At 70.9% G+C, this 23359-nt stretch carries 19 protein-coding genes; 4 read left to right on the forward strand and 15 right to left on the reverse strand.

The window, feature by feature from the left end; genetic code table 11:
• The 11 genes from KY462_01295 to uvrC form a co-directional block, all read right to left on the reverse strand.
• Entirely contained in the window at positions 1-870 is an 870-nt protein-coding gene (locus tag KY462_01295; GenBank protein ID MBW3576376.1) for an ABC transporter permease, read from the reverse strand.
• Between the two features lie 206 nt (positions 871-1076).
• Positions 1077-2777: an ABC transporter substrate-binding protein gene (locus tag KY462_01300; GenBank protein MBW3576377.1), complete on the reverse strand. Its 1701-nt coding sequence runs from the start codon at positions 2775-2777 to the stop codon at positions 1077-1079.
• Between the two features lie 190 nt (positions 2778-2967).
• On the reverse strand, positions 2968-4155 hold the full coding sequence (locus KY462_01305) for a phosphoglycerate kinase (protein MBW3576378.1): 1188 nt from the start codon (positions 4153-4155) through the stop codon (positions 2968-2970).
• Positions 4156-4173: 18 nt separating this feature from the next.
• Complete coding sequence (gene gap / locus KY462_01310) at positions 4174-5178, reverse strand: type I glyceraldehyde-3-phosphate dehydrogenase (GenBank protein MBW3576379.1); 1005 nt, start codon at positions 5176-5178, stop codon at positions 4174-4176.
• 197 nt (positions 5179-5375) lie between these two features.
• Positions 5376-6281 (reverse strand): uridine diphosphate-N-acetylglucosamine-binding protein YvcK, encoded by a 906-nt coding sequence (yvcK, locus tag KY462_01315; GenBank protein ID MBW3576380.1) that lies wholly within the window; start codon positions 6279-6281, stop codon positions 5376-5378.
• Positions 6282-6358: 77 nt separating this feature from the next.
• Complete coding sequence (gene rapZ, locus KY462_01320) at positions 6359-7237, reverse strand: RNase adapter RapZ (protein ID MBW3576381.1); 879 nt, start codon at positions 7235-7237, stop codon at positions 6359-6361.
• Positions 7238-7239: 2 nt separating this feature from the next.
• Positions 7240-7983, reverse strand: a complete 744-nt coding sequence (locus KY462_01325; GenBank protein MBW3576382.1) for a glycosyltransferase family 2 protein — start codon at positions 7981-7983, stop codon at positions 7240-7242.
• 22 nt (positions 7984-8005) lie between these two features.
• Entirely contained in the window at positions 8006-9022 is a 1017-nt protein-coding gene (locus KY462_01330) for a glycosyltransferase family 2 protein (protein MBW3576383.1), read from the reverse strand.
• Complete coding sequence (locus KY462_01335; protein ID MBW3576384.1) at positions 9019-10344, reverse strand: hypothetical protein; 1326 nt, start codon at positions 10342-10344, stop codon at positions 9019-9021. The genes KY462_01330 and KY462_01335 overlap by 4 nt, the downstream gene beginning before the upstream one ends.
• A 4-nt stretch (positions 10345-10348) precedes the next feature.
• Entirely contained in the window at positions 10349-10660 is a 312-nt protein-coding gene (locus KY462_01340; GenBank protein ID MBW3576385.1) for a DUF2304 domain-containing protein, read from the reverse strand.
• A gap of 50 nt (positions 10661-10710) precedes the next feature.
• Positions 10711-12810, reverse strand: a complete 2100-nt coding sequence (gene uvrC / locus KY462_01345) for an excinuclease ABC subunit UvrC (GenBank protein ID MBW3576386.1) — start codon at positions 12808-12810, stop codon at positions 10711-10713.
• A 16-nt stretch (positions 12811-12826) separates the two neighbouring features.
• Between uvrC and KY462_01350 the strand changes: the two genes are divergently transcribed.
• Positions 12827-14272, forward strand: coding sequence for a hypothetical protein (locus tag KY462_01350; GenBank protein ID MBW3576387.1), 1446 nt, complete (start codon positions 12827-12829; stop codon positions 14270-14272).
• 8 nt (positions 14273-14280) lie between these two features.
• Complete coding sequence (locus KY462_01355; GenBank protein ID MBW3576388.1) at positions 14281-16155, forward strand: glycosyltransferase family 39 protein; 1875 nt, start codon at positions 14281-14283, stop codon at positions 16153-16155.
• Here the strand turns inward: KY462_01355 and uvrA are convergent.
• Positions 16148-18976 (reverse strand): excinuclease ABC subunit UvrA, encoded by a 2829-nt coding sequence (gene uvrA / locus KY462_01360; GenBank protein MBW3576389.1) that lies wholly within the window; start codon positions 18974-18976, stop codon positions 16148-16150. The genes KY462_01355 and uvrA overlap by 8 nt on opposite strands.
• 168 nt (positions 18977-19144) lie before the next feature.
• Here uvrA and KY462_01365 point away from each other — a divergent pair, with 168 nt between their 5' ends.
• On the forward strand, positions 19145-19813 hold the full coding sequence (locus tag KY462_01365; protein ID MBW3576390.1) for an MBL fold metallo-hydrolase: 669 nt from the start codon (positions 19145-19147) through the stop codon (positions 19811-19813).
• Positions 19814-19878: 65 nt separating this feature from the next.
• On the opposite strand, the gene KY462_01370 is transcribed toward KY462_01365, so the two are convergent.
• Together KY462_01370 and KY462_01375 are read right to left on the reverse strand one after the other, a co-directional pair.
• Positions 19879-20259, reverse strand: a complete 381-nt coding sequence (locus tag KY462_01370; protein ID MBW3576391.1) for a hypothetical protein — start codon at positions 20257-20259, stop codon at positions 19879-19881.
• 80 nt (positions 20260-20339) lie between these two features.
• Positions 20340-20891, reverse strand: coding sequence for an FAD-dependent oxidoreductase (locus tag KY462_01375; GenBank protein MBW3576392.1), 552 nt, complete (start codon positions 20889-20891; stop codon positions 20340-20342).
• Between the two features lie 151 nt (positions 20892-21042).
• Between KY462_01375 and KY462_01380 the strand changes: the two genes are divergently transcribed.
• Positions 21043-21816 (forward strand): hypothetical protein, encoded by a 774-nt coding sequence (locus KY462_01380; GenBank protein ID MBW3576393.1) that lies wholly within the window; start codon positions 21043-21045, stop codon positions 21814-21816.
• Between the two features lie 4 nt (positions 21817-21820).
• Here KY462_01380 and KY462_01385 read toward each other — a convergent pair whose 3' ends face one another.
• A complete protein-coding gene (locus KY462_01385) occupies positions 21821-23257 on the reverse strand; it encodes a GuaB1 family IMP dehydrogenase-related protein (protein ID MBW3576394.1) in 1437 nt (478 codons plus the stop codon).
• Between the last annotated feature and the right edge of the window lie 102 nt (positions 23258-23359).

The following is a 23359-nucleotide window of genomic DNA, read 5'->3' on the forward strand; positions in this document are numbered from 1 at the left end:
TCAGCCATACCGGATCCGCGGGTCGAGGATGGCGTAGACCACGTCCACCACCAGGTTGGCGACCATGAACACCACGACGAGGAAGGTCACGATCCCCACCACCACGAACCCTTCCTGGCGCAACACGGCCTCGAACACCGCCCGCCCGAGCCCGGGGATGTTGAAGACCGTCTCGGTGACGACGGCGCCACCGAGGAGGAACCCGAGGTCGACGCCGAGGAAGGTGACGACCGGGATCAGGGCGTTGCGCAGCGTGTGCAGGCCCACGACCCGCTGGCGCGTCAGGCCCTTGGCGATCGCCGTGCGCACGTAGTTGGCGCGGACGTTGTCGGCCAGGCTGGTGCGCAGCAGTCGGGCGATGAACGCCAGCGAAACCGAGCCGAGCACCATCGAGGGGAGCACGTAACTGATCCATCCCTGGCGGAGCCCCGCCACGGGGAAGATCCCGAACTTCACGCCGAGGAGCAGCTGTGTCAGGAAGCCGAGCACGAACATGGGGATGGAGATCACCGCCGTGGTCGCGACCAGCACGAGGTTGTCGAGGAAGCCGCTGCGGCGCAGCCCCGCCAGCACCCCCGCCACCATCCCCAGGATCGTCTCGAAGCCCAACGCCCCCAGGGCCAGACGAGCGGTGACCGGCAGCCGCTCACGGAAATGAGCGGACACCGGCCGTCCGCGGAAATCCTGTCCGAAGTCGCCCTGGAGGATGCCGCTGAATCCGCGTTCGTCGTCCTGCCGCATCACCCCGATGTACTTCGCGTACTGACGCATCAAGGGATCGTCGAGGTTGTACCGGTCGGTGAGCTGCTGGCGGGCGGTCGGCGGCATCGGTCGCTCACCGGACAGTCCCCGGATCGGATCGCCGGGCATCACGAACACGAACGCGAAGAGCAGGAAGGTCGCCCCGAAGAACACCGGGATGAACTGAAGAACCCGGCGGACGAGGTAGCGACCCACGCATCCTCCTGCAGCGGGATCCGGCGCGCCGGTCCCCGCATGCCCCACGGGGCTGCGGGGCGGGGACCATACCAGCGGCGGGCTGCGACCGACACCACCGTGGGGGGCAGCTCACACGCTCACCGCGAGGTGCTGACATCCGTGTAGTTGATGTTCCCGAACGCGTTGACGTAGAGGTCTTGGACTCCCTCCGCCCACGCGAAGAAGTTGGTGTTGAAGAACACGGGGGCCAGGGGCGTGTCCTCGCAGGCGATGCGCTGCGCTTCCTGGTAGACGGGGATCGCCTCGTCGAGGTCGGTGACGGCCAGGGCCTCATCCAGTTTGCGCTCGAACTCCTCGCTGTCGTAGAAGGTCGAGTTCGCACCGACCGGTGGGACGAAGTCGAGGTCGAGGACCAGCTGCAGGTAGTTCTGCGGGTGCGGATAGTCCATCTGCCATCCCAACCGGAACGGCCCGGTGACCTCCCGGTTGTCGAGCTTCCCCAGGTACTCGGACCACACGGCCAGCTGCTCGAAGTCGATCTCCTGGATCCCGAGCGTGTCGCGCCACATGTTCGTGACCGCCTCGACCCAGGGCTCGTGCCCCGCGCCGGCGTTCACCCACACAACCAGCGGCGAGGGGATGGCGTCCACGCCTCCGGCAGCCTCGAAGCGCCGCTTGGCCTCTTCGGGGTCGTGCGCCCAGTTCTCGCAGACATGCTCCTGGTAGCCGGGGATCACTGGCGTCACCAGCGCGTTCGCCGCTTGACGCGACCCGTCGAAGATCCTCTCGGTGATCGCCTCACGGTCGATCGCCATGGACAGGGCGGCGCGCAGGTCGGCGTTCTGCAGGAAATCGACGTAGGAGGGGAAGCCGATGTAGTTGACCCCGGATCCGGGAGACTCCCCGACGCGGTCGGGGATCTGCTGCTCCACCTCGCGAACCCGCTCGGGGGGGAGCTCGTCGACGACGTCCAGGTTGCCCGCCAGTAGGTCGTTCACCGCGGTGTTGATGTCGTCGTAGATGCGGAACTCGATCCCGTCCAGCAGGGGCTGGTCGTCGCCGGCGTAGTCGGCGAACCGTTCCACGCGGATGGACCGGTTGTGCTGCCACGGTTCGGCCATCCGGAACGGGCCGTTGCCGACCGGCTTCTCACGGAACGCTTGCGGGTCGGCGTAGAACGACGTGGGCAGCGGGGCGTAGGCCACGTACCCCAAACGTGTCGGGAAGAACGTCTCGGGCTGAGTCAGCGACACCCGGAAGGTCAGGTCGTCCACGACCTCCAGTCCAGCCAACTCCTGGGCCGTCGGCGGCTGGTTCTCACAGTCGGGGACCTGCTCCGCTTCGCCGTCCTCGGACGTCGTGCGCACCGTGCCGCACTGGACGGCGTCGAACCCTTCGATTCTGGCGAAGAAGCCCGAGTTCTGCATGGCGTTGGGACCGTAGGCGCCGTAGTTCCACGCCCGGACGAACGACTCGGCAGTCACATCGGTCCCGTCGTGGAACGTCCATCCGTCCCGGATCCGGATGGTGTAGGTCCGCCCCCCGTCTTCGGTGTCGATGGACTCCGCCACCTGGTTGATCGGTTCCGACGTGCGGTTGTGGTACTCCACCAGCGTGGCGTAGAGCGCGTCCAGGACCGCGATTCCTTCTGACTCGTTGCTGTTCAGCGTGCGGAGGTCTTCCGGTTCCTTGATGAAGGTCGAGATGCTCCCCCCTGCCGCCCCGGGTGTCCCGCCTGGCGCTGGCTCGTTCCCCTGGCGGTCGCAGGCCGAGGCGGCCATCGTCAACGCGGCCGCCGCCGCGACCATCCGGGCCAGGTTGGGCCGGGATCGTCTCACGAGTTCCTCCTGAGCAACGTGTCGTGGAGCGCGCCCGTCGGCGCCGTGCCCCCGACCCGTGAACCGCCCGCACTCCTCGAGTGACCAGCGCCTGCGACACCGGTCGGACCGTAACACGGAGAGGATGTGGGTTCGCTTCCAGACGCAGCGTGATCGGCTGCGCGCGGGGAGTGCCCGCGCCGGGGTGGGATCAGCCGCGGGAGGCCGCGTCGCGGAGTGCCGCGACCCCGGGGAGCTCAGCGCCTTCCACGAGCTGCAGCGCCGCGCCGCCGCCGGTGGAGACGTGGTCGACGCGTTCGTCCAGGCCGAGCTCGCGCACCGCTGCGGCGCTGTCGCCGCCACCGACCACGGTGTACCCGTCGGCGTCGGCCATCGCCTCGGCGACCGTCCGCGTCCCCGCGGCGAAGCGTTCCCACTCGAACACGCCCATCGGCCCGTTCCAGAACGCCGCGCCGGCGCCGGCGATCGCCTCGGCGTAGCTTTCGGCGGTGCGTGGGCCGATGTCCAAGCCGAGCTGGTCGGCCGGGATGTCCTTGGCGTCGACCGTGGTTGCTTCTGCGTCCTCGGCGAACTCGGGGGCCACCACCACGTCGACGGGCAGGTGCACATCCACGCCGCGGTCCCGCGCCTCGCCGACCAGCTCCCGCACGGTGTCGACCTGGTCGTCCTCGACCCGTGACGCCCCGGTGTCCGTGCCCTCCGCGCGCAGGAACGTGAAGCACATCGCCCCGCCGACCGCGAGTGCATCCACCCGTTCCAGGAGGTTGCGCAGCACGCCGAGTTTGTCTGAGACCTTGGCGCCGCCGAGAACGGCCACGTACGGCCGGGGCGGATCCTCGAGTAGCCGGCCGAGCATCTCCAGCTCCCGGATCAGCAACCGCCCCGCGTAGGCGGGCAGAACGTCGGCGACGCCGACCACGGAGGCGTGCGCGCGGTGCGCCGCACCGAACGCGTCGCTGACGTAGACGTCGCCGAACCACGACAGCGCGGTGACGAACCGCTCTTCGTTGCCCCTCTCACCGGGGTCGAAGCGCAGGTTCTCGAGGAGCGCGATCTCGCCCGGGGCCAGCGCCCCGGTCGTGTCGCGGGCGCGGTCCCCGACGACGTCCCCCGAGAAGTGGACCTCCTGCCCGATCACCTCACCGAGCCGCTCTGCGACAGGCCGGAGCGAGAGAGCATCGTCGGGTTCGCCTCCGGGGCGGCCCAGGTGCGAGCACAGCGTCACCTTCGCTCCGGCGTCGAGGAGATCGCGGAGCGTGGGGACCGCCGCGTGGATGCGCAGGTCATCGGCGATCGTGCCGTCTTCGAGCGGCACGTTCAGGTCGGCGCGGACCAGTACCCGCCGCCCGGAGGCGTCCAGGTCGTCGAGCGTGGCGATGCCGTCAAGAACGCCCACCTACAGCTTCTCGCCGACGAACTCGACCAGCTCGACCATGCGGTTGCTGAACCCCCACTCGTTGTCGTACCAGCCGAACACCTTGATCAGGTTCCCGTTGGTCAAGGTGCTGCGACCATCGACGATGACCGAGTGCGGGTTGCCGACGATGTCGGCCGACACGACCGGCTCCTCGGTGTAGTCCACGATCCCGTTGAGGTCGTCGGCGGCGGCCTTCTGGTACGCCTCGTTGACCTCGTCGACCGTGACCTCACGCCCGGCGACCACCACCAGGTCAGTGATCGAGCCCACCGGGACCGGCACCCGCAGCGCCATGCCGTCCATGCGGCCCTTGAGGTCGGGTAGGGCCAGCCCCGACGCCTTCGCCGCCCCGGTGGTGGTCGGGATGATCGACAGCGCCGCGGCGCGCATCCGGCGCGGATCCTTGTGCGGCATGTCCTGCAGGGACTGGTCGTTGGTGTAGGCGTGCACGGTCGTCATGAACCCGCGCTCGATCTCGAAGTTCTCGTGGAGCACCTTGGCGAGCGGGACCACACAGTTGGTGGTGCAGGATGCGTTCGAGATGACGTGGTGGTTGTCGGGGTCGTAGCTGTCCTGGTTGGCGCCGAGGACGATCGTGATGTCCTCGTTCTTCGCCGGCGCAGAGATCACCACCTTCTTGGCGCCGCGGTCGAGGTGCTGCGACGCCTTCTCCCGGTTCGTGAACAGCCCGGTCGACTCGACCACGACGTCGGCCCCCAGGTCGTCCCACGGGATGTTCGCAGGATCGCGTTCGGACAGGACCTGCATCTCGTCGCCGTCGACGCGGAGCCCGTCCCGGCTGACCTCGACCTCGCCGGGGAACCGCCCGAACACGCTGTCCTGACGCAGCAGCAACGCCAGGGACTCGGGATCGGTGAGGTCGTTGAGCCCCACGAAGTCGAGATCGGATCCGCGTTCCTTCGCAGCCCGGAAGAACATCCGACCGATGCGGCCGAACCCGTTGATACCGACCCGGATCGCCATGACAAGCCTCCCCTGGAGTTGTCGAGTTGTCGTTCACACGTCGGTATCGAGGCTAGTCAGCCGCGTCGGGGCGGACCATGCCCGCCCGTCCGGCCCATGGACGTCCGCCGCTCAGCGTCCGACCGGCAGGGGCCACGGTCGCAGCGATGCGCGCGCGGAGCCGCATCAGGCTGCATGACGCGAACGGGCGGCCGTCGTCATCCCAACGCGGCCCGTCCGGGACGGAGCACGCGGCCCAGCGCGACGGCGAGCTTGACCGGCTCGTGCCCGCCACGGGGATCGAGGACGTCGGCGACCACGACCTGGGACGCCAAGCGCGCCAGCGCGGCCTCGTCGACCGTCAGCGCACGTCCGTCCGTCACGGGTCGGCCGCGGTGCGCGACGATCGCCGAGAGCCGGATCCCCGCGGCGTGGTCGATCAGCGCGTCGACGTGAGCCGGCAGGTCGAGGCCCTCGGTCTCGCCGGGCTGCTCGCGCAGGTTGGCCACCAGGACCACGGGGCAGGTCGCTGCCCCGACCGCTTCGGCGATCCCGGGGACGAGGAGATTCGGGATGATGCTGGTGAACAGCGACCCGGGGCCGAGCACCACCAGGTCGGCGCGGCGGATCGCCTCGACGGCGGCGGGGGTCGCCGGCGGCTCGGCCGGTTCCAGCCACACCTGCCGGATGCGCTGTGACCTGGCGACCGCGACCTGCCCGGCGACCTCCTCGTCGCCTGCGCGCGCCGACAGCTGCACCGGGTGGGTGGTGCACGGCAGGACGCGGCCGCGGGCGTCCAGGACCGCTGCGACGTAGTCGAGGGCGGCGACGATGTCGCCGCTGTTGAGATCGGTGGTGGCGACGATCACGAGGTTGCCGAGGCTGTGCTGTTCCAGCTCCCCCGAACCGAAGCGGTACTGCATCAGCCGGACGAGGTCACGGCGGGGGCTCAGCGCGGTCAGAGCCATCCGCAGGTCGCCCGGAGGGATGACCCCGAGCAGCTCCCGGAGGCGGCCGGATGACCCGCCGTCGTCTGCGGTGGTCACCACCGCCGTGACGTGATCGACCACGTGGGTCAGCGCCTGCAGGCAGCGGCTCAGACCGTGGCCCCCGCCGATGGCCACTGCCCGGCTCCCGTCCCCGGGGCCGCGTCCCACCGCCCCGGCGCCGTACCCGCCCCCGTCGCGTCCCGCGAGTTCCGTCACTCGTGCTCCACGTCGCGGTGGTCGACGTGCACGGGCAGCTCCGTGGTGTCACCCAGGTACCTGGCGACCTCGTCGACGATCGCAACCGACCGGTGCCGCCCGCCGGTGCACCCGATCGCGATGGTCAGGTACCGCTTCCCCTCGGCGACGTAGCCGGGGACGACCGTGTCGAGCAGGTCCCGGAACCGGTCCAGGAACGGCGCCGTGTGAGGCTGGTCGAGGACGTACCGCCTGACCGGCTCGTCCCGCCCCGTGTAGGGACGTAGGTCCTCTTCCCAGTGCGGGTTGGGCAGGAACCGCACGTCCATGACGAGGTCGGCGTCGCGTGGCAGCCCGTGCTTGTACCCGAACGAGACCAGGTTCACGCGCATGGTCGCCTCTCCGGGAGAGCCGAAGGACTCGACCAGGCGGTCGCGGAGCTCGTGCACGTTGAGGTCGCTGGTGTCGACCACGAGGTCGGCCTCACCACGGAGATCCTCGAGCACCGCACGTTCGCGTTGGATCCCCTCCACGACCCCCTCCGCCCCGCCGGACTCGCCCAGGGGGTGCCGGCGACGCGACGCCTCGAACCGCCGCACCAGGGTGTCGTCGTCCGCCTCGAGGAACAGCACGCGCACGTCGCGGTGGGCGTCGCGCAGAGCCCGGATCTCCTCCTGGAGCTCACCGAAGAACTCCCGGCCGCGGACGTCAGCGACAACGGCCAGCCGGTCCACGCTGCTCCGGGGCGTGGCGGCGAGGCCCACCACCTGCCCGATCAGCGTGGGAGGCAGGTTGTCGATCACGTAGAAGCCGAGATCCTCCAGGACCTTCGCCGCCTCGGTTCGTCCCGCGCCCGACATCCCGGTGATGACCACGAGCTCGGCAGCACCGTCCACGTTCACGGCTGCGCCTCCGGCTCGCGATCAGACGGCAGGCCGCGCCGCAACGTCGCGGTGAAGAACATCACCAGCAGGACCCGCAGGTAGTGGTAGACGAGCTTGAGGTTGCGGGTCGAAGGACGGCCGGCGACCCGGTCGCGCATCGGGGTGGGAACCTCGTCGACGCGCAGACCAGCGTAGATGGCGAGCAGGATGGCCTCGACCGAATCCATGTACTCGGCAGGGTACGCGTGCGAGAACAGCTGGAGCGCGCGGGGGCCGAAGGCGCGGAACCCCGACGACGCATCCGTGAAGCGGCGTCCGACCGCGAGCTGGATGAAGATCCGCAGCAGCTCCATGGCGCCGCCACGGAAGAAGCCGACGTCGTAGTCGCGTTCGGTCGCCCGGAAGCGGCTGCCGATCACCATGTCAGCGCCGTCGTCGAGCGCCTCGTACAGCCGCTCGATCGCCTCCGCGTCGTGCTGGCCGTCCGCGTCGAACTGGACGACCCGTGGGTAGCCGTGCCGGACGGCGTACCGGAAGCCGGTACGCAGCGCCCCTCCGATGCCGAGGTTGAACGGGAGCGTCGCGACCAGCACCCCGGCGTCACGGGCCACCGCACTGGTGGCGTCCGTGGAGCCGTCGTCGACGACCAGCACGTCCTCGTCGGGGACGGTCCGCCGCAGCTCGGCCAGGACGCCGGGCAGGGCGGCCTCCTCGTTGTACGCCGGGATCACGACGAGGGTGGAGGGCCGCTGCTTCACTGCCGCCACCTTACGTCGCCTGTCACAGCAGTCGCCGGACCAACTCCCAGTAGGCGGCGAGGATCCGGCCGAACACCACCCCGGCGCGGGACAGGTCCACGTTGCGGGGGGCGAACCCGCCCTCGAGGAGCCACGCCAGGTCGCGATCCCGGACACGTCGCTCGTCGCCGAGCTGTGCCCGACGCTGGCGGACGTGGTCCGCGTGGCGCAGCATCCATCCCCAGCCGCGGATCTTCGCCGACCACCATCCCTGCCCCAAGCCGACCGCCAGCATCGCCGCTTCCACGGCCAGCAGCGCGGGGAGGATCAGAGCGAGCGTCCGGGTCTCGAAGACGGTCAGCACGAACAGCAGCCGGTTGCGCTCGAGCAGCTCGTACTTGCGCGGGTTCCGGGCGAAGTCGTAGTGGTGGATCACCACCGCGTCGGGGACGTGGACCACACGACGCCCGCGCCGCCAGCACCGCCAGCTGAGCTCGACGTCCTCGTGGTACGCGAAGTAGGCCGGGTCGAACCCGCCGAGCTCCTCCCAGAGGCGACGCCGGATCGCGAACCCCGCCCCGCTGGCCCCCGCGACATCACGTTCGTCCCGATGGGCATCGGCCGGCTCGTCGAAGGCCCCTGCCCAGCTCAACCCGACGTAGCTGATCGGGTTGCCAGCCGAGTTGAGCCGGTCGGGGCGGTCGGCCAGCCGGATGCTCCCCGACGCGATCCCCACCCCAGGACGGCACGCGACCGCCGCGAGGCGCGCGAGCGCGTCCGGTGCGACCACGGCGTCGGAGTTGACGAACGCCAGCACCCGGCCCCGAGCTGGGGCCGCCCCGGCGTTGCAGCCCCCGGCGAAACCCAGGTTCGTCCCCGGCCGGAGCAACGTCACGCCTGATCTCAGCGCCGCCGCCTCGACCGCTTCACGGCTGGTACAGCCGTTGTCGACCACCACCACGTCGACGGTCACACCGCGCGACGCCAGCAGCGCCTCGACACACGGTTCGAGCCACGGCTCGTCGCGGTAGGCCAGGACGATCGCGGTGACGGGGATCACGGCTCGGCCGCGAATTGGCCGGCGGACGGCTGTGGGGCGGGGCGGTGGGATGCCGCCCGGACCGTGACGACCGTCAGCCACCCCATCGCTGCGAGCGCCAGCCCGGTACCGGCCACGAACCCGACCTCCAGCCGCAGCAGGAGCAGCTCGGAGACGACCGCCGTCACGACCGTGAAGCCCACCACGCCTGCCAGCCAGGCAGCGGCGACGCGGGCGTGCGCGTCGAGGGCGATCAGCGCCTGCGCGAGGGCGAGCGCGAGCATGTACATGGCGGCGCCCAAGGCGAGCATGCCGAGGTCGGCCCGCGCCAGGTCGTAGGCGGGGCCGAACAGCAGCCGCAGCGCCCAGGGACCCACCGTGAAGGCGCCGGCCGCGGCCAGCGACCCGATCCCCGCCACGGCAGCGAGCAGACGCCACAAGCCGCTGCGGAACTCGTCGTGGAGCCCGGCACCCGCCAGGTTGGCGAGCTTCGGGAGGAGCGCGACCTGGATCGCAGCGAACAGGAACAGCGGGACCCGGGCGAGGATCACGCCAGAGATGAACCGTCCCGCCACGGCCTCCTCGCCCGGCCCGGCCAGTAGCACCGCCGCGATCTGCGGCCCGTTGACGAGGAGCTGTGCGAGGACCTGCGCGCTCAGCAGCCAACCCAGGGCAGCGGACAGCTCTCGCCACTGCGCCTCGGGACCGTCGGCCGTCAGCTGCCGCGGGGCGCGGGCCGCCACGGCGGCCGCGACCAGGGGCGGCAGACCCAGGGCCACGCCATAGGGGCCGACGACCTGCACGCCCAGGACAGCCAACGCCAGCGCGAGTCCGAAGCGGACCATGCCCTCGGTCGCCAGGACGACCCCGTACCGGCCGAACCGGTCCGCCCCCGACAGGGTGCCGCGGAGCAGGTGTTCCCACGCGTACCCGACGATGCCCAGCCCCAGACCCACCAGCAGGAGGGGCTCGCCGGCGAAGAGGGCGTCGAGGAGCGGGGCGCGGGCGAGCACCGCTGCCGCCAGCACGATCGCGGCAGCGGTCGCTGCCACCACGCCGGCTCGGCGCACGACGGGTCGGCCGCCGACGCCCTGGGCACGGCGGCTGGCGAGGGCCCGGGCGACCTCCTGCTCGATCGGGAGGAACACCCCGGGCCCACTGGTGAACACCACCGCCCACAGCGCAGACAGCGGGGCGAACACCGCCGGTCCCAACACCCGGCCGGAGATGACCAGGAACCCGTACGAGGTGAGGCCCAGAACCACCAGTCCCGCGCCGACCGCGACGGCGCCCTCCGGGAGCGGGTTCCGCGCGCGGACGCGCTCGAGCAGGTCCTGCGCCACGCGGTCAGCCGGCGTCGCTCGGTCGTCGCCCGGCGAGGTCGCCCTCCGCCCGGAGCAACGCCAGTTCCTCCGCCAGCTTCCGGGTGCGTTCCTCCAGCCGGGACAGCTCCCACGACACGTGGACGGCAACCAGCAGCAGCAGCGTGATCGCGGCGAGGAACAGCGTCGCCGGGCCGTAGTCGATCCCGAGCCACAGCGACACCCGGTCGAGGATCGCCGGGGAGATCGCGAGCGCAACCATGACGACACCGACCGACAGCCACAGGAAGGCGTACTTGACACGCAACTGCCGGCGTCGGACCAGCCGGAGGATCATCGTCACGCTGCCCAACGTGATCAGCGACACCAGGACGTGCGCCACCGGGCTCAAACCGTGGCCTCCTCGCCGTCGGGCCCCGCGAGGTGGGCTCGGACCGCGGTCGCGATCGTACGAGACACCCCCGGCACCTCCATCAGATCCGCGACGCTGGCGTGTCGCAGCGCCGTGACGCTCCCGAAGCGCCGGAGCAAGGCCCGGCGGCGGGCCGGCCCGACGCCGGGGACGGCGTCCAGCTCCGAGGTCATGACGCTCCGCCGCCGCCGGATCCGGTGGTAGCTCACCGCGAACCGGTGCGCCTCGTCGCGGACGCGCTGCAACAGGAACAGCGCCGGGCTGCCTCGCGGGAGGACGATCGGCTGGGGGTCGCCGGAGACGTACAGCTCCTCGTACCGCTTGGCCAACGCCGCGACCTGGATCCGCTGCCCGAGCCCGAGGTCGCGCAGCGCGGCCAACGCCGCGTTGAGCTGCCCGGGGCCACCGTCGACCAGCACGAGGTTGGGCGGGTACGCGAACCGCTTGGGGGCGTCCGCCGGCGCGACCTCGTCCTCCAGGAGCCGCGCGAAGCGCCGTCGGATCACCTCGTGCATCGCGGCGTAGTCGTCGTTGCGATCGGCGCCCACCTTGAAGCGGCGGTACTCGGACTTCCTGGGCAGGCCATCTTCGAACGCCACCATCGAGCCGACCACCTCGGTGCCACCGAGGTGCGAGATGTCGAACGCCTCGATCCGCAACGGGGCGTCGCCCAGCCCGAGCGCCGCCTGGAGGTCGGGCAGCGCCTGGGACCGCGCGTTGAAGTCCTGGGCACGCGTGAGCTTGTGCCGCTGAAACGCTCCCCGCGCATTGTCGCGGACCGTCTCGAGCAGGGCCCGCTTCTCTCCTCGCCGCGGCACGTGGAAGCGGACCGTGCTGCCACGCAGCTCACCGAGGAGCGCGCCGACCGCGTCGTGGTCGGCTGGTTGGGTCGGCACCAGCACCAGCGGGGGGACATCGTCGCGGCGCTCCTCGTACAGCTCGAGGAGGAACGACGTCAGCAGCTCCGGCGTGTCGAGCTGCTCGACCTTGTCCACGGTCCAGCCCTTCCGGCCGACCACGCGCCCACGCCGGACGAAGAAGACCTGCACCGCAGCCTCGAGGTCATCCTCGACCAGGTCGACCGCGTCCAGGTCCTCCCGGCGGCTGGACACCATCTGTTGTTTGGACAGGACCGTCCGCGCCGCCAGCAGCTGGTCGCGGAGGCGTGCCGCGGCTTCGAAGTTCAGCTCGTCGGCGGCGGTGCGCATCTCCCGCTCGATCCGCGCCAGGGTCTCGTCGCTGTCTCCGTCGAGGAACGCCGCGAGCTGACCGACCAGCTGCCGGTGCTCTTCCACGCCGATGTGACCGACGCAGGGAGCCGCGCACCGGCCGATGTGGTAGTAGAGACAGGGTCGGCCGCTGCGCTGAGCACGGTCGTAGACGCCTTGGGAGCAGGAACGCACCGGGAAGACCCTCAGCAGCAGGTCGAGGGTCTCCCGGATGGCGTAGGCATGTGCGTAGGGCCCGAACCGACGGTCGCGCGGGTTGCGGGGGTTGCGCAGGACCCGGGCGCGGGGAACCTCCTCTGACGTGGTCAGGGCCAGGTAGGGGTAGCTCTTGTCGTCGCGGTACCGGACGTTGTAGCGGGGACGGTGTTCCTTGATCAGGTTGTACTCGAGGTGCAGCGCCTCGACCTCGTTGTCCACGACGATCCAGTCGACGCTGCGGGCGGCTTCGAGCATCGCCTGGGTCCGTGGTGCGATCTGCTGCCACGACTGGAAGTAGCTGGCGAGGCGCTGTCGCAGCGACTTCGCCTTCCCGACGTAGACCACACGGCCGTGGTGGTCGCGGAACAGGTAACAGCCCGCCGCATCGGGGATGGCGCCGGGCTCGGGGCGGAACGCCAGAGCGGGGTTCTCCACGCGCTCGAAGATACGCTGCGCCGCCGTGGACCGCTCCCGCGCCGCCGCCCGCCTGCACGCGGCGGTCCTCCTGGTGGCGGTTGCGGCGCTGCTGTGGGTCAACCGGCACCAGTGGTTCGTCGCCGACGAGTGGGACTTCCTGGTCGACCGCCGAGCCGACTCGCTCGACAGCCTCCTGCAGCCCCACAACGAGCACTGGTCGACGCTGCCCATCCTGGTGTACCGGGCGTTGATCGCGACGGTCGGGCTGCGCTCGTACGTGCCGTACGTCACCATCGCGTTGCTGACCCACCTGGTGGCGGCGCACCTGCTGTGGCGCATCATGCGACGCACCGGGACCGACCCGTGGGTCGCCACAGGGTTGGCAGCGGTGTTCACCGTCCTGGGCGCCGGCCACGACAACCTGCTGTGGGCGTTCCAGCTGGGTTTCAACGCTGCGCTGGCGTTGGGGCTGCTGGCCATCATCCTGGTCGCCGACGACCGTCGACGGCGCCACGTGGGCGCCGTGGGCGCGGCGGTCGTCTCGCTCCTCACCTCAGGCGTCGCGGTGGTGATGGTCGGGGTCGCGGGGCTGGCGGCGGCGCTGCGGGGCCGGGTGCGGACGGCCGCGCTGGTGGTCGCCCCGGCCGCAGTCGTGTACGTCACCTGGCTCGCCGGGTACGGGCAGCAGGGTCTCGGCTCGCACGCGCACCTCGCGCAGCGCTCGATCGGCGGGGTCGCCCGGTACGTGTGGGTGGGGATGGCCGGGACCGCCGAGGAGGTCACGGGCCTGCACGGTTGGGGTGGACTGGTCCTGCTCGTCACCGCGGTCCTGGCCGCGTCCACGGCGCGACGCCGGGCGGTGTCGTGGGGGGTCCCGATCGCCATGGCGGTCGGGGCGATGACGCTGTTCGCTCTGATCGGCGTCGGGCGGACCGGCGCCGGGCTGTCACTGGCCCGCTCCCCGCGCTACGTGTACGTGGCCACCGGCCTGCTGCTGCCGCTGGCCGGGCTGGCGCTCACCGGCCCGGCCGCCGGCAGTTCGACACGGCGGACCCTGGTGATGGTGCTCCTCGTGGCACTCACCTGGCGCAACTGGTCCCTGCTTGTCGACGCCGCCCGCATCACCGGCGAGGACGAGCAGCACCTGAAGGCCCACATCCTCGCCGCAGCGGACCTGGTCGAGTCCGGTGCCCCGCTGGTCTCCGCGCAGGTCGCCTCCGGCCTCCCCAACCTGCAGGCCCCGGAGTTGCGTGCTCTGGCCGCACGCGGCGCGCTCCCCGAACCCGATCGGCCGAGCCCGGTGGCTCGCTTGGAAGCCGCGGCCAACCTGCAGATGGACCTGACCGCCACCGCGGTGCGGCCCCCCGCCCGCCAGCCCTCCGTCCAGGTCACCGGGGTGTCGTTCGGGACCGTCCCCCCGGTCCGGGATGGGTGCGTGACCTTCGCCGCCGGGGACCACACGCAGATCGCGTTGACGTTCCCGGGCCCGGCCACGGTGCGGCTACGGACGAGCCACGCGGGTGAGCTCGTCGCCTACCTCGCCGATGCGGACGGCCGCGGGGTGCGCCACCCACGCGTCTGGCCTTTCCCGGAGGACACCCCGCAGTTCCTCACGGTCACCCGCCCCGACTCGACGGTCTTCCTGGAGGTCCCGGTCGCGGACAGGATCCGGGTCTGCGGCGTCGGGCCGTGAGGGTGCCCGTGCCGCGGCGGCACGTCGCCGTCCTGCTCGCCATCGCCCTGGTCGGCCTGGTCCGCGGGCTGTTCTGGGTGACGGTCGTGGAGATCACCAGCCCGATCGACGAGGCGCAACACATCGATTACGTCGTCTCCCTGGCGACCAGGGGCCGGCCACCGATCGTGGGGACCGACACGCTGCACCCGGATCTGCTCCGGCTGCTGAAATCGGCCCCGACGTCGACGATCGGCCGGATCCCGGTTTCGGTCGAGGAGCCGGCCGGTTGGGCGGCGGTGGCACAGTCCTACGAGGGGGTCCAGCCCCCGCTGTACTACGCCGTCCTGACACCGGCGTACCTCGCGCTGCGTGACGCCGGGATCGCACCTGTCGTCTTCGCGCTCCGTCTCGCCTCGCTGCTGCTGGCGCTGACCGCCGTCCCGCTCATCTACGTTCTCGCCCGCGAGCTCTTCCCGGAGCGCCCCGCGGTGTGGCTCGGTGGCCCGCTGCTGCTGGTCTTCGTGCAGGGGTTCAACGCCAACCTCGCCACCGTGAACAACGACGCGCTGATCGTCCCGCTCGGTGTCGCCACGCTCATCCCGGTCGCCCGTGCCATCCGCCGTGGCATCACCTGGCGGCAGGCGGTCGCGACCGGGACGCTGTTCGGTCTGGGGTTGCTGACCAAGGCCACGGCGGTGGGGCTGGCTGTGGTGGTGGCGCTCGGTGCGCTGCTGGTGGCGGGCCGTCAGCGTCCACCGGTGCGCACGCTGGTCGGCTGGCCCGCCGTCGTGGGGGGGATCGCCGCCGTCCTGATCGCCCCCTGGGTCGTGTGGAACCTGGTCGTCTACGGCGCGACCAGCGGCGCCGTGCAAGCCCACGCGATCACCGGCGCGTTGCAGCTCAGCGCGCCGGTGACCACCCTCGCGGGTCTCGCCGACCACGTCGAGGCCGCGTCGCTGGGCTTCTGGGACATGCAGCTCCTCGCCCCGGCGTGGAACGCCTACACGCTGCGGTGGACCGCGGTGTTCCTCGCCGCGGTGGCCGGCGGCCTCGTGGTCACGCTGATCCGCGGCCGGCAGCGGGCGGCTGCGCGGCTGGGATGGCTCGCGGTCGCCACGCCGGCGGCATTCCTCGGGATGCTCGCCGTCATCGTCGGCGCCTTCGGCGGAGTCGGGTTGATGGTGGGCCGACACCTGTACGGGGCGCTGGGTGCCGCGGTGCTGGCGGTGGCCGGCGGGATCGGACTGGCTCTGCCGGCGCGCTGGGCGGCGGTGACGCTGCTCGCGGTGGTCGCGTTCGTCACCGGGGCGGAGCCGCCCGGCGTGCACCGCTACCTCGACGCGACGTACGTCCGCGGTGTGGTCGCGCCCGATCTCGCCCCGGTGGTCGATCAGACCTGGAACGACGAGTGGATCCCCGGTGAACCGGTCCGTCTGTCGGCGCCCTGCCAGTCACCGGCTTTCACGCTGACGTTCGAGGACCGCAACCCCACGGTCCTCACGGTGGCGGGCGGCGGGTCCGCGCAACGCGTCGAGGAGGTGCGGTACCCGATCGGTTTCACGATCTCGCGCTACCGGTTGGACGCTGCGGTCACCGAGGCCGTCGTCGAGGTCCCGCCGTGGGCGCATCTGGGCTGGTCGCGGGGCGATCGCACGCCGCACCTGGAGATGGTTCACCGCGGCGGCGATCCGGTGGGCCAGATCCTGTGCCCCGTGGACGACCCCGGACCGGTGCGCTTCGAGCAGACCTTCGACCGCCACCACCCCGACGCGATCGACTACGGCCCGGTACGCGCCTGGCCGTTGGTGTGGGTATGGGCGACGCGCGCGGCGGCTCTCGGGGCGCTGCTGGGTGCGCTGGTGCGGGCGGGGCGCCGCCGCCGGTCGGGATCGGCTACGTGAGCAGGTCGCGGAGGAACTTGCCTGTGTACGACGCGGGCTCGGCCGCGATGTCCTCGGGGGTTCCGGCGACGACCACGGTTCCGCCGCCGACGCCGCCCTCAGGCCCCAGGTCGATGACGTGATCCGCCGTCTTGATCACGTCGAGGTTGTGCTCGATCACGATCACGGTGTTGCCCTTGTCGACCAGCCGGTGCAGGACGTCGAGCAGCCGCGCGACGTCGGCGAAGTGCAGCCCGGTGGTGGGCTCGTCGAGGATGTACACGGTCTGGCCGGTTGCGCGTTTCTTCAGCTCCGAGGCCAGCTTGACGCGCTGGGCCTCACCGCCCGACAGAGTCGTGGCGGGCTGACCGAGGCGGAGGTAGCCCAGGCCCACATCGCTCAGCGTCTGCAGGTGCGCCGCGATCGCCGGGATCGGCTCGAAGAAGTGCAGCGCCGTCTCGACCGTCATGTCGAGCACCTCCGCGATGGTGCGGCCCTTGTAGTGCACCTCGAGGGTCTCGCGGTTGTAGCGACGGCCGCGGCACACCTCACACGGGACGTACACGTCGGGCAGGAAGTGCATCTCGATCTTGATGGTTCCGTCACCGCGGCACGCCTCGCACCGTCCCCCTTTGACGTTGAACGAGAACCGGCCGGGCATGTAGCCGCGGAGCTTCGCCTCCGGGGTCGCCGCGAAGAGCCTGCGGATGTGGTCGAACACGCCGGTGTAGGTGGCCGGGTTCGAGCGTGGCGTGCGTCCGATCGGTGACTGGTCGACGACCACGACCTTGTCCACGTGCTCCAGACCGGTCACGCGGCGGTGACGACCGGGAGCCTCCCGCGACGAGTAGACGTGTCTCATCAGCACCCGGGCGAGGATGTCATTCACGAGCGTGGATTTCCCGGATCCGGACACGCCGGTCACGCAGGTGAAGGTCCCCAGCGGGAAAGACACGCCGATGTCGTGGAGGTTGTGTTCGCTGGCTCCGACGACCGTCACTGCCCGGTCGTGGTGCACCGGCCGACGCTGGGTCGGGGTCGCGATCGACAGCTGACCAGACAGGTACCGCCCCGTGATCGAGCTGTCTTGCCGCAGCAGCTCGGCCAGCGACCCGGAGTGAACGATCTCCCCGCCGTGTTCGCCGGCGCCGGGACCGATGTCGACGATGTGATCGGCAGCCTCGATGGTGGCCTCGTCGTGCTCGACGACGATCAGCGTGTTGCCCAGGTCGCGCAGGCGGAGCAGCGTCTCGATCAGGCGGGCGTTGTCGCGCTGGTGCAGCCCGATCGATGGTTCGTCCAGGACGTACAGGACACCGACCAGACCGGCGCCGATCTGGGTCGCCAGTCTGATCCGCTGCGCTTCTCCGCCCGACAGCGATCCGGCGGAGCGGTCGAGGGTGAGGTACTCCAGGCCGACGTCGAGGAGGAACCGCAGTCGCGACCGGATCTCCTTCAGGACCCGAGCGGCGATCAGCTGCTGGCGCTCGGACAGCTGAAGGTCAGCGACGAACTCGTCGGCTTCAGCGACCGATAGCGCGGCCAGCTCGGCGATCCCGATCCCGGAGACGGTCACGGCCAGCGCGAGCGGCTTCAGGCGCTGCCCGTGACACGCTGGACAGGCCACCTCACGCATGTACTGCTCGACCTGTCCGCGGACGTAGTCGGAGTCGGTCTCGGTGTGGCGGCGAAGCAGCGACGGGAGGACGCCCTCGAAACGAGCCTTGTACGAGCGTCGGCGCCCGTAGCGGTTCGTGTACTGCACGTGGACGCGGTGGTCGAGCCCGTGCAACACCGCGCGGCGGACACGCGCAGGGAGATCCTTCCATGGGCTGGTGGGGTCGGCGCCCTGATCGCGGATCACCGACCGCAGCAGTTGCTCGTAGTAGTTGCTCTGGTGGCCGCCGGCCCACGGCAGGATCACGCCATCAGCGATCGACAGGTGTGGGTCGCCGACCACCAGCTCGGGGTCGACGGTCAGCTGCGTCCCCAGCCCGCTGCACTCCTCGCATGCCCCGTAGGGCGAGTTGAACGAGAAGTTGCGCGGCGCGAGCTGATCGAACGAGAGGCCGCACACCGGACAGGCGAGGTGCTCGGAGAACGTCAGGATCTCCGGTTCGCCGCCGCCCTCGGAGGGAACGATCTCGATCATCGCGACCCCCTCCGCCAGGTTGAGGGCCGTCTCGATCGAGTCGGTCAGGCGCCGGCGCAGATCCCCCCTCTGCACCAGGCGATCGACCACCACCTCGATCTCGTGCTTGCGCTGCTTGTTGAGCTTCGGCGGGTCCTCGAGCGGGTGAACCTCGCCGTCCACCCGCACCCGGGCGTACCCCTGCCGTGACAGCTGCTGGAACAGGTTGGCGTATTCGCCCTTGCGGCCACGCACGACGGGGGCGAGCACCTGGAAACGTGTCCCCGGCGGGAGCTCATGGACCTGGTCGACGATCTGCTCGGCGGTCTGGCGCGAGATCTCCCGACCGCAGTTGGGGCAGTACGGTGTTCCGATCCTGGCGTACAGCAGCCGCAGGTAGTCGTAGATCTCGGTGATCGTCCCGACGGTGGACCGCGGGTTGCGGGAGGTCGACTTCTGGTCGATCGAGATCGCCGGGGACAGCCCTTCGATGAAGTCGACGTCCGGCTTCTCCATCTGACCGAGGAACTGCCGGGCGTACGCAGACAGGGACTCGACGTAGCGTCGCTGCCCCTCGGCGTAGATGGTGTCGAAGGCGAGGCTGGACTTGCCCGAGCCGGACAGCCCGGTGAACACGATCAGCGCATCACGGGGGAGCTCGAGGTTGACGTCCTTGAGGTTGTGTTCGCGGGCACCGCGGACGGTGATCACCGCGTGCGAGACGTGCTCGATCACCTGCTCGCTGGGCACGGTCGGACGTCTCCGGGGTTGGTCGGCAGGGTTCGCGGGATCGTTTGCGAGAGGTGCCGATCGTATCGCAGGGGACGGTACGCGAGGCGAACCGGTGTTCGGGTCCGGCCTCTACAGTGGCACGGGGACATGGAGGAGGCAGCGTTGGGTGACGCCTACTCAGGTCACGTCGACCCCGGCGGCGGGCCGGTCGAGCGCCGCGACGGACGTCTGCTCGTGCGCAAGCTCTCCGTCGGAGACATGGACAACAACGTCTACGTGGTCGCGGACGCCTCCACCGGCGCCGCCATGATCGTGGACGCAGCAGCCGACGCGGAGCGGATCCGCCAGGCGGCGAGCGACCTCGAGCCCGTCGCCGTGCTGCAAACCCACGGACACTGGGACCACGTCCGGGCGTGGCCCGACCTGGCGACGGATCCCGGGCTCGACGTCTGGGGACACGCCGACGACCGCGAGCTGTTCCCGCGTGAACCCGACCGGCTGCTCGACGACGGCGACCAGCTGCAACTCGGAGGCATGCGCGTGGAGGTGATCCACACCCCGGGTCACACTCCCGGGAGCATCAACTTCCTGGTCGGCGCCGACCAGCGACCGCACCTCTTCACGGGCGACTCGCTGTTCCCCGGCGGCGTGGGGCGCACCACACCGGAGACGTTCCCTCAGCTGTTCGACAACGTCAAGAAGAAGCTGTTCGCGCGTCTCCCGGACGAGACGTGGGTGTATCCCGGACACGGCGACGACACCACGCTCGGCCGTGAGCGGCCGCATCTCGACGAGTGGCGCGCGCGCGGCTGGTGACCGTCGACCACCGGTGATGGGCCCTCGCTCGGCCACCGAGCCGGTGGGCGCATGCCGCGCCCACGTCACCGCCCCCACGGAACTCCGAGGACGATCACGATTATCCCAACGAGGAACGCCGCCCCGACCGTTCGGTACGCGTCGCCCGGAATGTCGCTGCGCCGCGCGCGGACCAGACCTGCGTGCACCAGGCCGAGCCCGGCGATGCTCATGGCCGGGTGGATCACGGCCATGAACAGGCCTTGTCCCCATCCGGCGTTCACCAGGTACAGCAGGATGCCGAGCGTGACCTCCACGTCCACGATGATCGCTGCCGCCACGAACACCCGCGGTTCGAAGCGGCGGTCACTGGGCGCGCGCAGCAGCGCGTACGCCCCGCCGCCGATCAGGCCCACCACGACGAACCAGCGCAACATCGAGTGGACGTTGACGAGGAAGTCGGACACGGTCGCGCCTTCCGCCCGGCGGGGACGGGCGGGGAGCGTAGTGACCGTGGCACGCCCCCGGCGCGACCCGGTGCAGGCCGCTACTCGGGTGGCGTGTCCCAGTCGTGGACGTCCTTCCCGGCCTCGCGTGACAGGATGTCGAGCGCGGCGACCGCTCCTGCGCCCGCGGAGATCACCGCCTGGCTGCGGTGCGGGCGGACGATGCGGCCGGCGGCGTACAGCCGGTCCAGTGAGCTCGCCTGGTTGGCGTCGACCCTGACCGCGCCTTCCTCGATGTCGGCCCCGAGCTCCTGGGCGAGGATGACCGACGCGCGCGCTCCCGCCAGCACGACGTAGTCCGCCTCCTGCTGTGCTCCCCCGTCGGTGTCCACGACGAACGCCCGGCCGTCGCGGCGGATGGATGCGACCTTGTCCTCGCGCAGTCGCGCACCGAAGCGCTGGACCTGTCGACGGGCGATCCCCTGGAACTCCGTCCCGGCGATCTCCTCGATCCCGAGGTAGTTGTACAGGTACGCGTAGTGCATCGCCGTCTCGTCCTGGGCGAAGACGACCACGTCCTGGCCGTTCTTGGCCAGGAACAGCGCGGCGCTCAGCCCCGCAGGTCCGTCGCCAACCACCACCACCGTCGCCATGTCGCTCCTTTTCCACCCCTGAACCTAACCGAAGCCGGCTGTGACGGCGGCTGTGTGGCCGGCGCTGTACCCTGCGTCGCCGGGGCGGAAGAGCGGCGCGAACTGCCCGCCTCGTGCCCGCCCGTGTCCGGTCAGGGAGGCTGCGGCCAAGATGCCCCGAGCGAAGCTGGTTCCCGCCGCCGTGTTCGCCGGCGCGGCGGTCACCGCCCACAACGTCCGCCGGGTCCTGCGACTGCGTCGTGTCGCCCACGTTCACGACCACCGACTGGATCACGACACCGTCGTCGGCGCCGGCGAGGCGCAGCTGCGCGTCGCGGTCCTCGGCGACTCATCCGCGTCGGGGTTCGGTCTCGACGATCCAGACCTCGCCTACCCCTACCAGCTCGCCTCCCGTCTCGGGCAGCTGCTGGCGGCCAGCGTCCGCGTGGCCTGCGTCGCCGAGCGCGGCGCACGGCTGCGCGACGTCATCGATCAGCAGGTCCCCAGGCTGGCAGAGATGGACCCGGATCTCGTGGTGATGTCCGTCGGGTCCAACGACGCGTTCGGGCGGCGTCTGCCCGGTCACGTCACGGCCGACACCCGTGACCTCCTCGAGGCCGTCCGCGTCGCGGCTCCCGAGGCCCAGCTGTTCCTCGGCGGGCCAACGGATCTCCGCCACGCTCCCGGGTTGCCGCGGCCGTTGAACGTCGTGGTGGGGGCGGCCTGCCGCGCGGTCGCCGCCGCACAGCAGTCGGTCGCCGAGGAATTCGGGATCCCGTTCGCAACCCTGCCCGAACAGCTGGAAGGCGACTTCGGGCCCGATGGCTTCCACGGCGGCGCTGCGGCGCATGCTCGGGCGGCCGATATCACGGTGTCGGCGCTCCAGGACGCGTGGCGAGGCAATGGGCTGCAGCATGGGCGAAGCAGCGCCCTCTCCCTGCTATGAACCGCTACCAGCTCTCGCGCCGCGGACGACCCTCGGCGAAGCCGGCTGCCGTCTGAACGCCGACCACGGCCCGCTCGTGGAGTGCCTCGAGGTCGCGTGCTCCGGCGTACGCACAAGCACTGCGTAGGCCGGCCACGATCAGGTCGATCAGGTCTTCGACGCCGGGCCGGTCAGGGTCCAGGTACATGCGGGCGGTGGAGATGCCCTCCTCGAACAGTGCCTTCCGAGCCCGCTCGAACGGGCTGTCGGCGATCGTCCGGTTGCGGACCGCCCTGGCCGATGCCATCCCGAAGCTGTCCTTGAAGAGGCGGCTCTCCTCGTCACGATGCAGGTCGCCCGGTGACTCGTGCGTGCCCGCGAACCAGGACCCGATCACGACGTTGGACGCCCCGGCGGCGATCGCCAGCGCAACGTCTCGTGGATGGCGGACGCCGCCGTCGGCCCAGACGTGGCGGCCCAAGCGACGTGCTTGTGCGGCGCACTCGGTCACCGCGGAGAACTGCGGACGGCCGACCGCGGTCATCATGCGGGTCGTGCACATGGCGCCCGGGCCGACGCCCACCTTGACCACGTCCGCGCCGGCGTCGACGAGGTCGCGCACACCCGACGCTGTGACGACGTTGCCGGCCACGACCGGACCCGGGGGGTCCAGGCCGCGCACGGTCGCGAGCGCGTCGAGCATCTGCTCCTGGTGACCGTGCGCGGTGTCGACCACCACCACGTCGACGCCAGCTTCCACGAGGCCCTTGGCCCTCCCGCTGACGTCTCCGGTGATGCCGACCGCCGCGGCGGTCCGTAGGCGGCCGTCCGCATCGACCGCCGGCTCGTAGAGGCTGGCGCGGACCGCTCCCTCCCGGGTGAGCAGCCCCACCAGCCTGCCGTCGGACCCGACCACCGGCGCCAGGCGGCGACGGGACTCGTACAGGACGTTGTACGCGTCCCGCGGCGCAAGGGAGGCAGGGATGGTCACCAGATCCGTCGACATCACGGCAGCCAGCTGCGTGAACCGGTCGACGCCGTCGCAATCCGCCTCGGTCACCACACCGACGGGGCGGTCGTTGTCGACCACGACGACCGCACCGTGTGCCCGCTTGGGGAGGAGGTTGAGCGCGTCAGCCACCGTGTCGGTCGGCCGCAGTGTGATCGGGCTGTCGCGAACGACGTGGCGGTCCTTGACCCAGGACACCACGTCGGCGACCACGTCGACGGGTATGTCCTGGGGGATGATCACGAGGCCCCCGCGGCGGGCCACGGTCTCGGCCATGCGACGGCCGGCGACGGCGGTCATGTTCGCCACGACGATCGGGATGGTCGTCCCGCTGCCGTCGTGCGTGGCGACGTCGACGTCCAGCCTCGACTCGACCGCCGAGCGGCTGGGGACGAGGAAGACGTCGTCGTAGGTCAGTTCGTGAGGCGGTAGCGCCCCGTTCAGGAACCGCACGGCTCACCTCGGATGGGGTTTCACTCTCCCGCTCGCTCCTGCCTCACCGTATCGACGCCCCCGGCGCGCCCGTCGACGAGTGGCCGCTCCAAACGTCGCGGC

This window comes from Actinomycetota bacterium (genome assembly GCA_019347675.1).
Lineage (GTDB): Bacteria > Actinomycetota > Nitriliruptoria > Nitriliruptorales > JAHWKO01 > JAHWKW01.

Excerpts from the sequence above, each read along its gene's own strand:
- KY462_01295 (MBW3576376.1), bottom strand. The coding sequence starts at position 870 with ATGCCCGGCGATCCGATCCGGGGACTGTCCGGTGAGCGACCGATGCCG.
- gap (MBW3576379.1), bottom strand. The coding sequence starts at position 5,178 with ATGGCGATCCGGGTCGGTATCAACGGGTTCGGCCGCATCGGTCGGATG.
- KY462_01340 (MBW3576385.1), bottom strand. The coding sequence starts at position 10,660 with ATGATCCTCCGGCTGGTCCGACGCCGGCAGTTGCGTGTCAAGTACGCC.
- uvrC (MBW3576386.1), bottom strand. The coding sequence starts at position 12,810 with ATGGGCAGCGTCGACCAGTGCTCGTTGTGGGGCTGCAGGAGGCTGTCG.
- KY462_01365 (MBW3576390.1), top strand. The coding sequence starts at position 19,145 with ATGGAGGAGGCAGCGTTGGGTGACGCCTACTCAGGTCACGTCGACCCC.
- KY462_01375 (MBW3576392.1), bottom strand. The coding sequence starts at position 20,891 with ATGGCGACGGTGGTGGTGGTTGGCGACGGACCTGCGGGGCTGAGCGCC.
- KY462_01380 (MBW3576393.1), top strand. The coding sequence starts at position 21,043 with ATGCCCCGAGCGAAGCTGGTTCCCGCCGCCGTGTTCGCCGGCGCGGCG.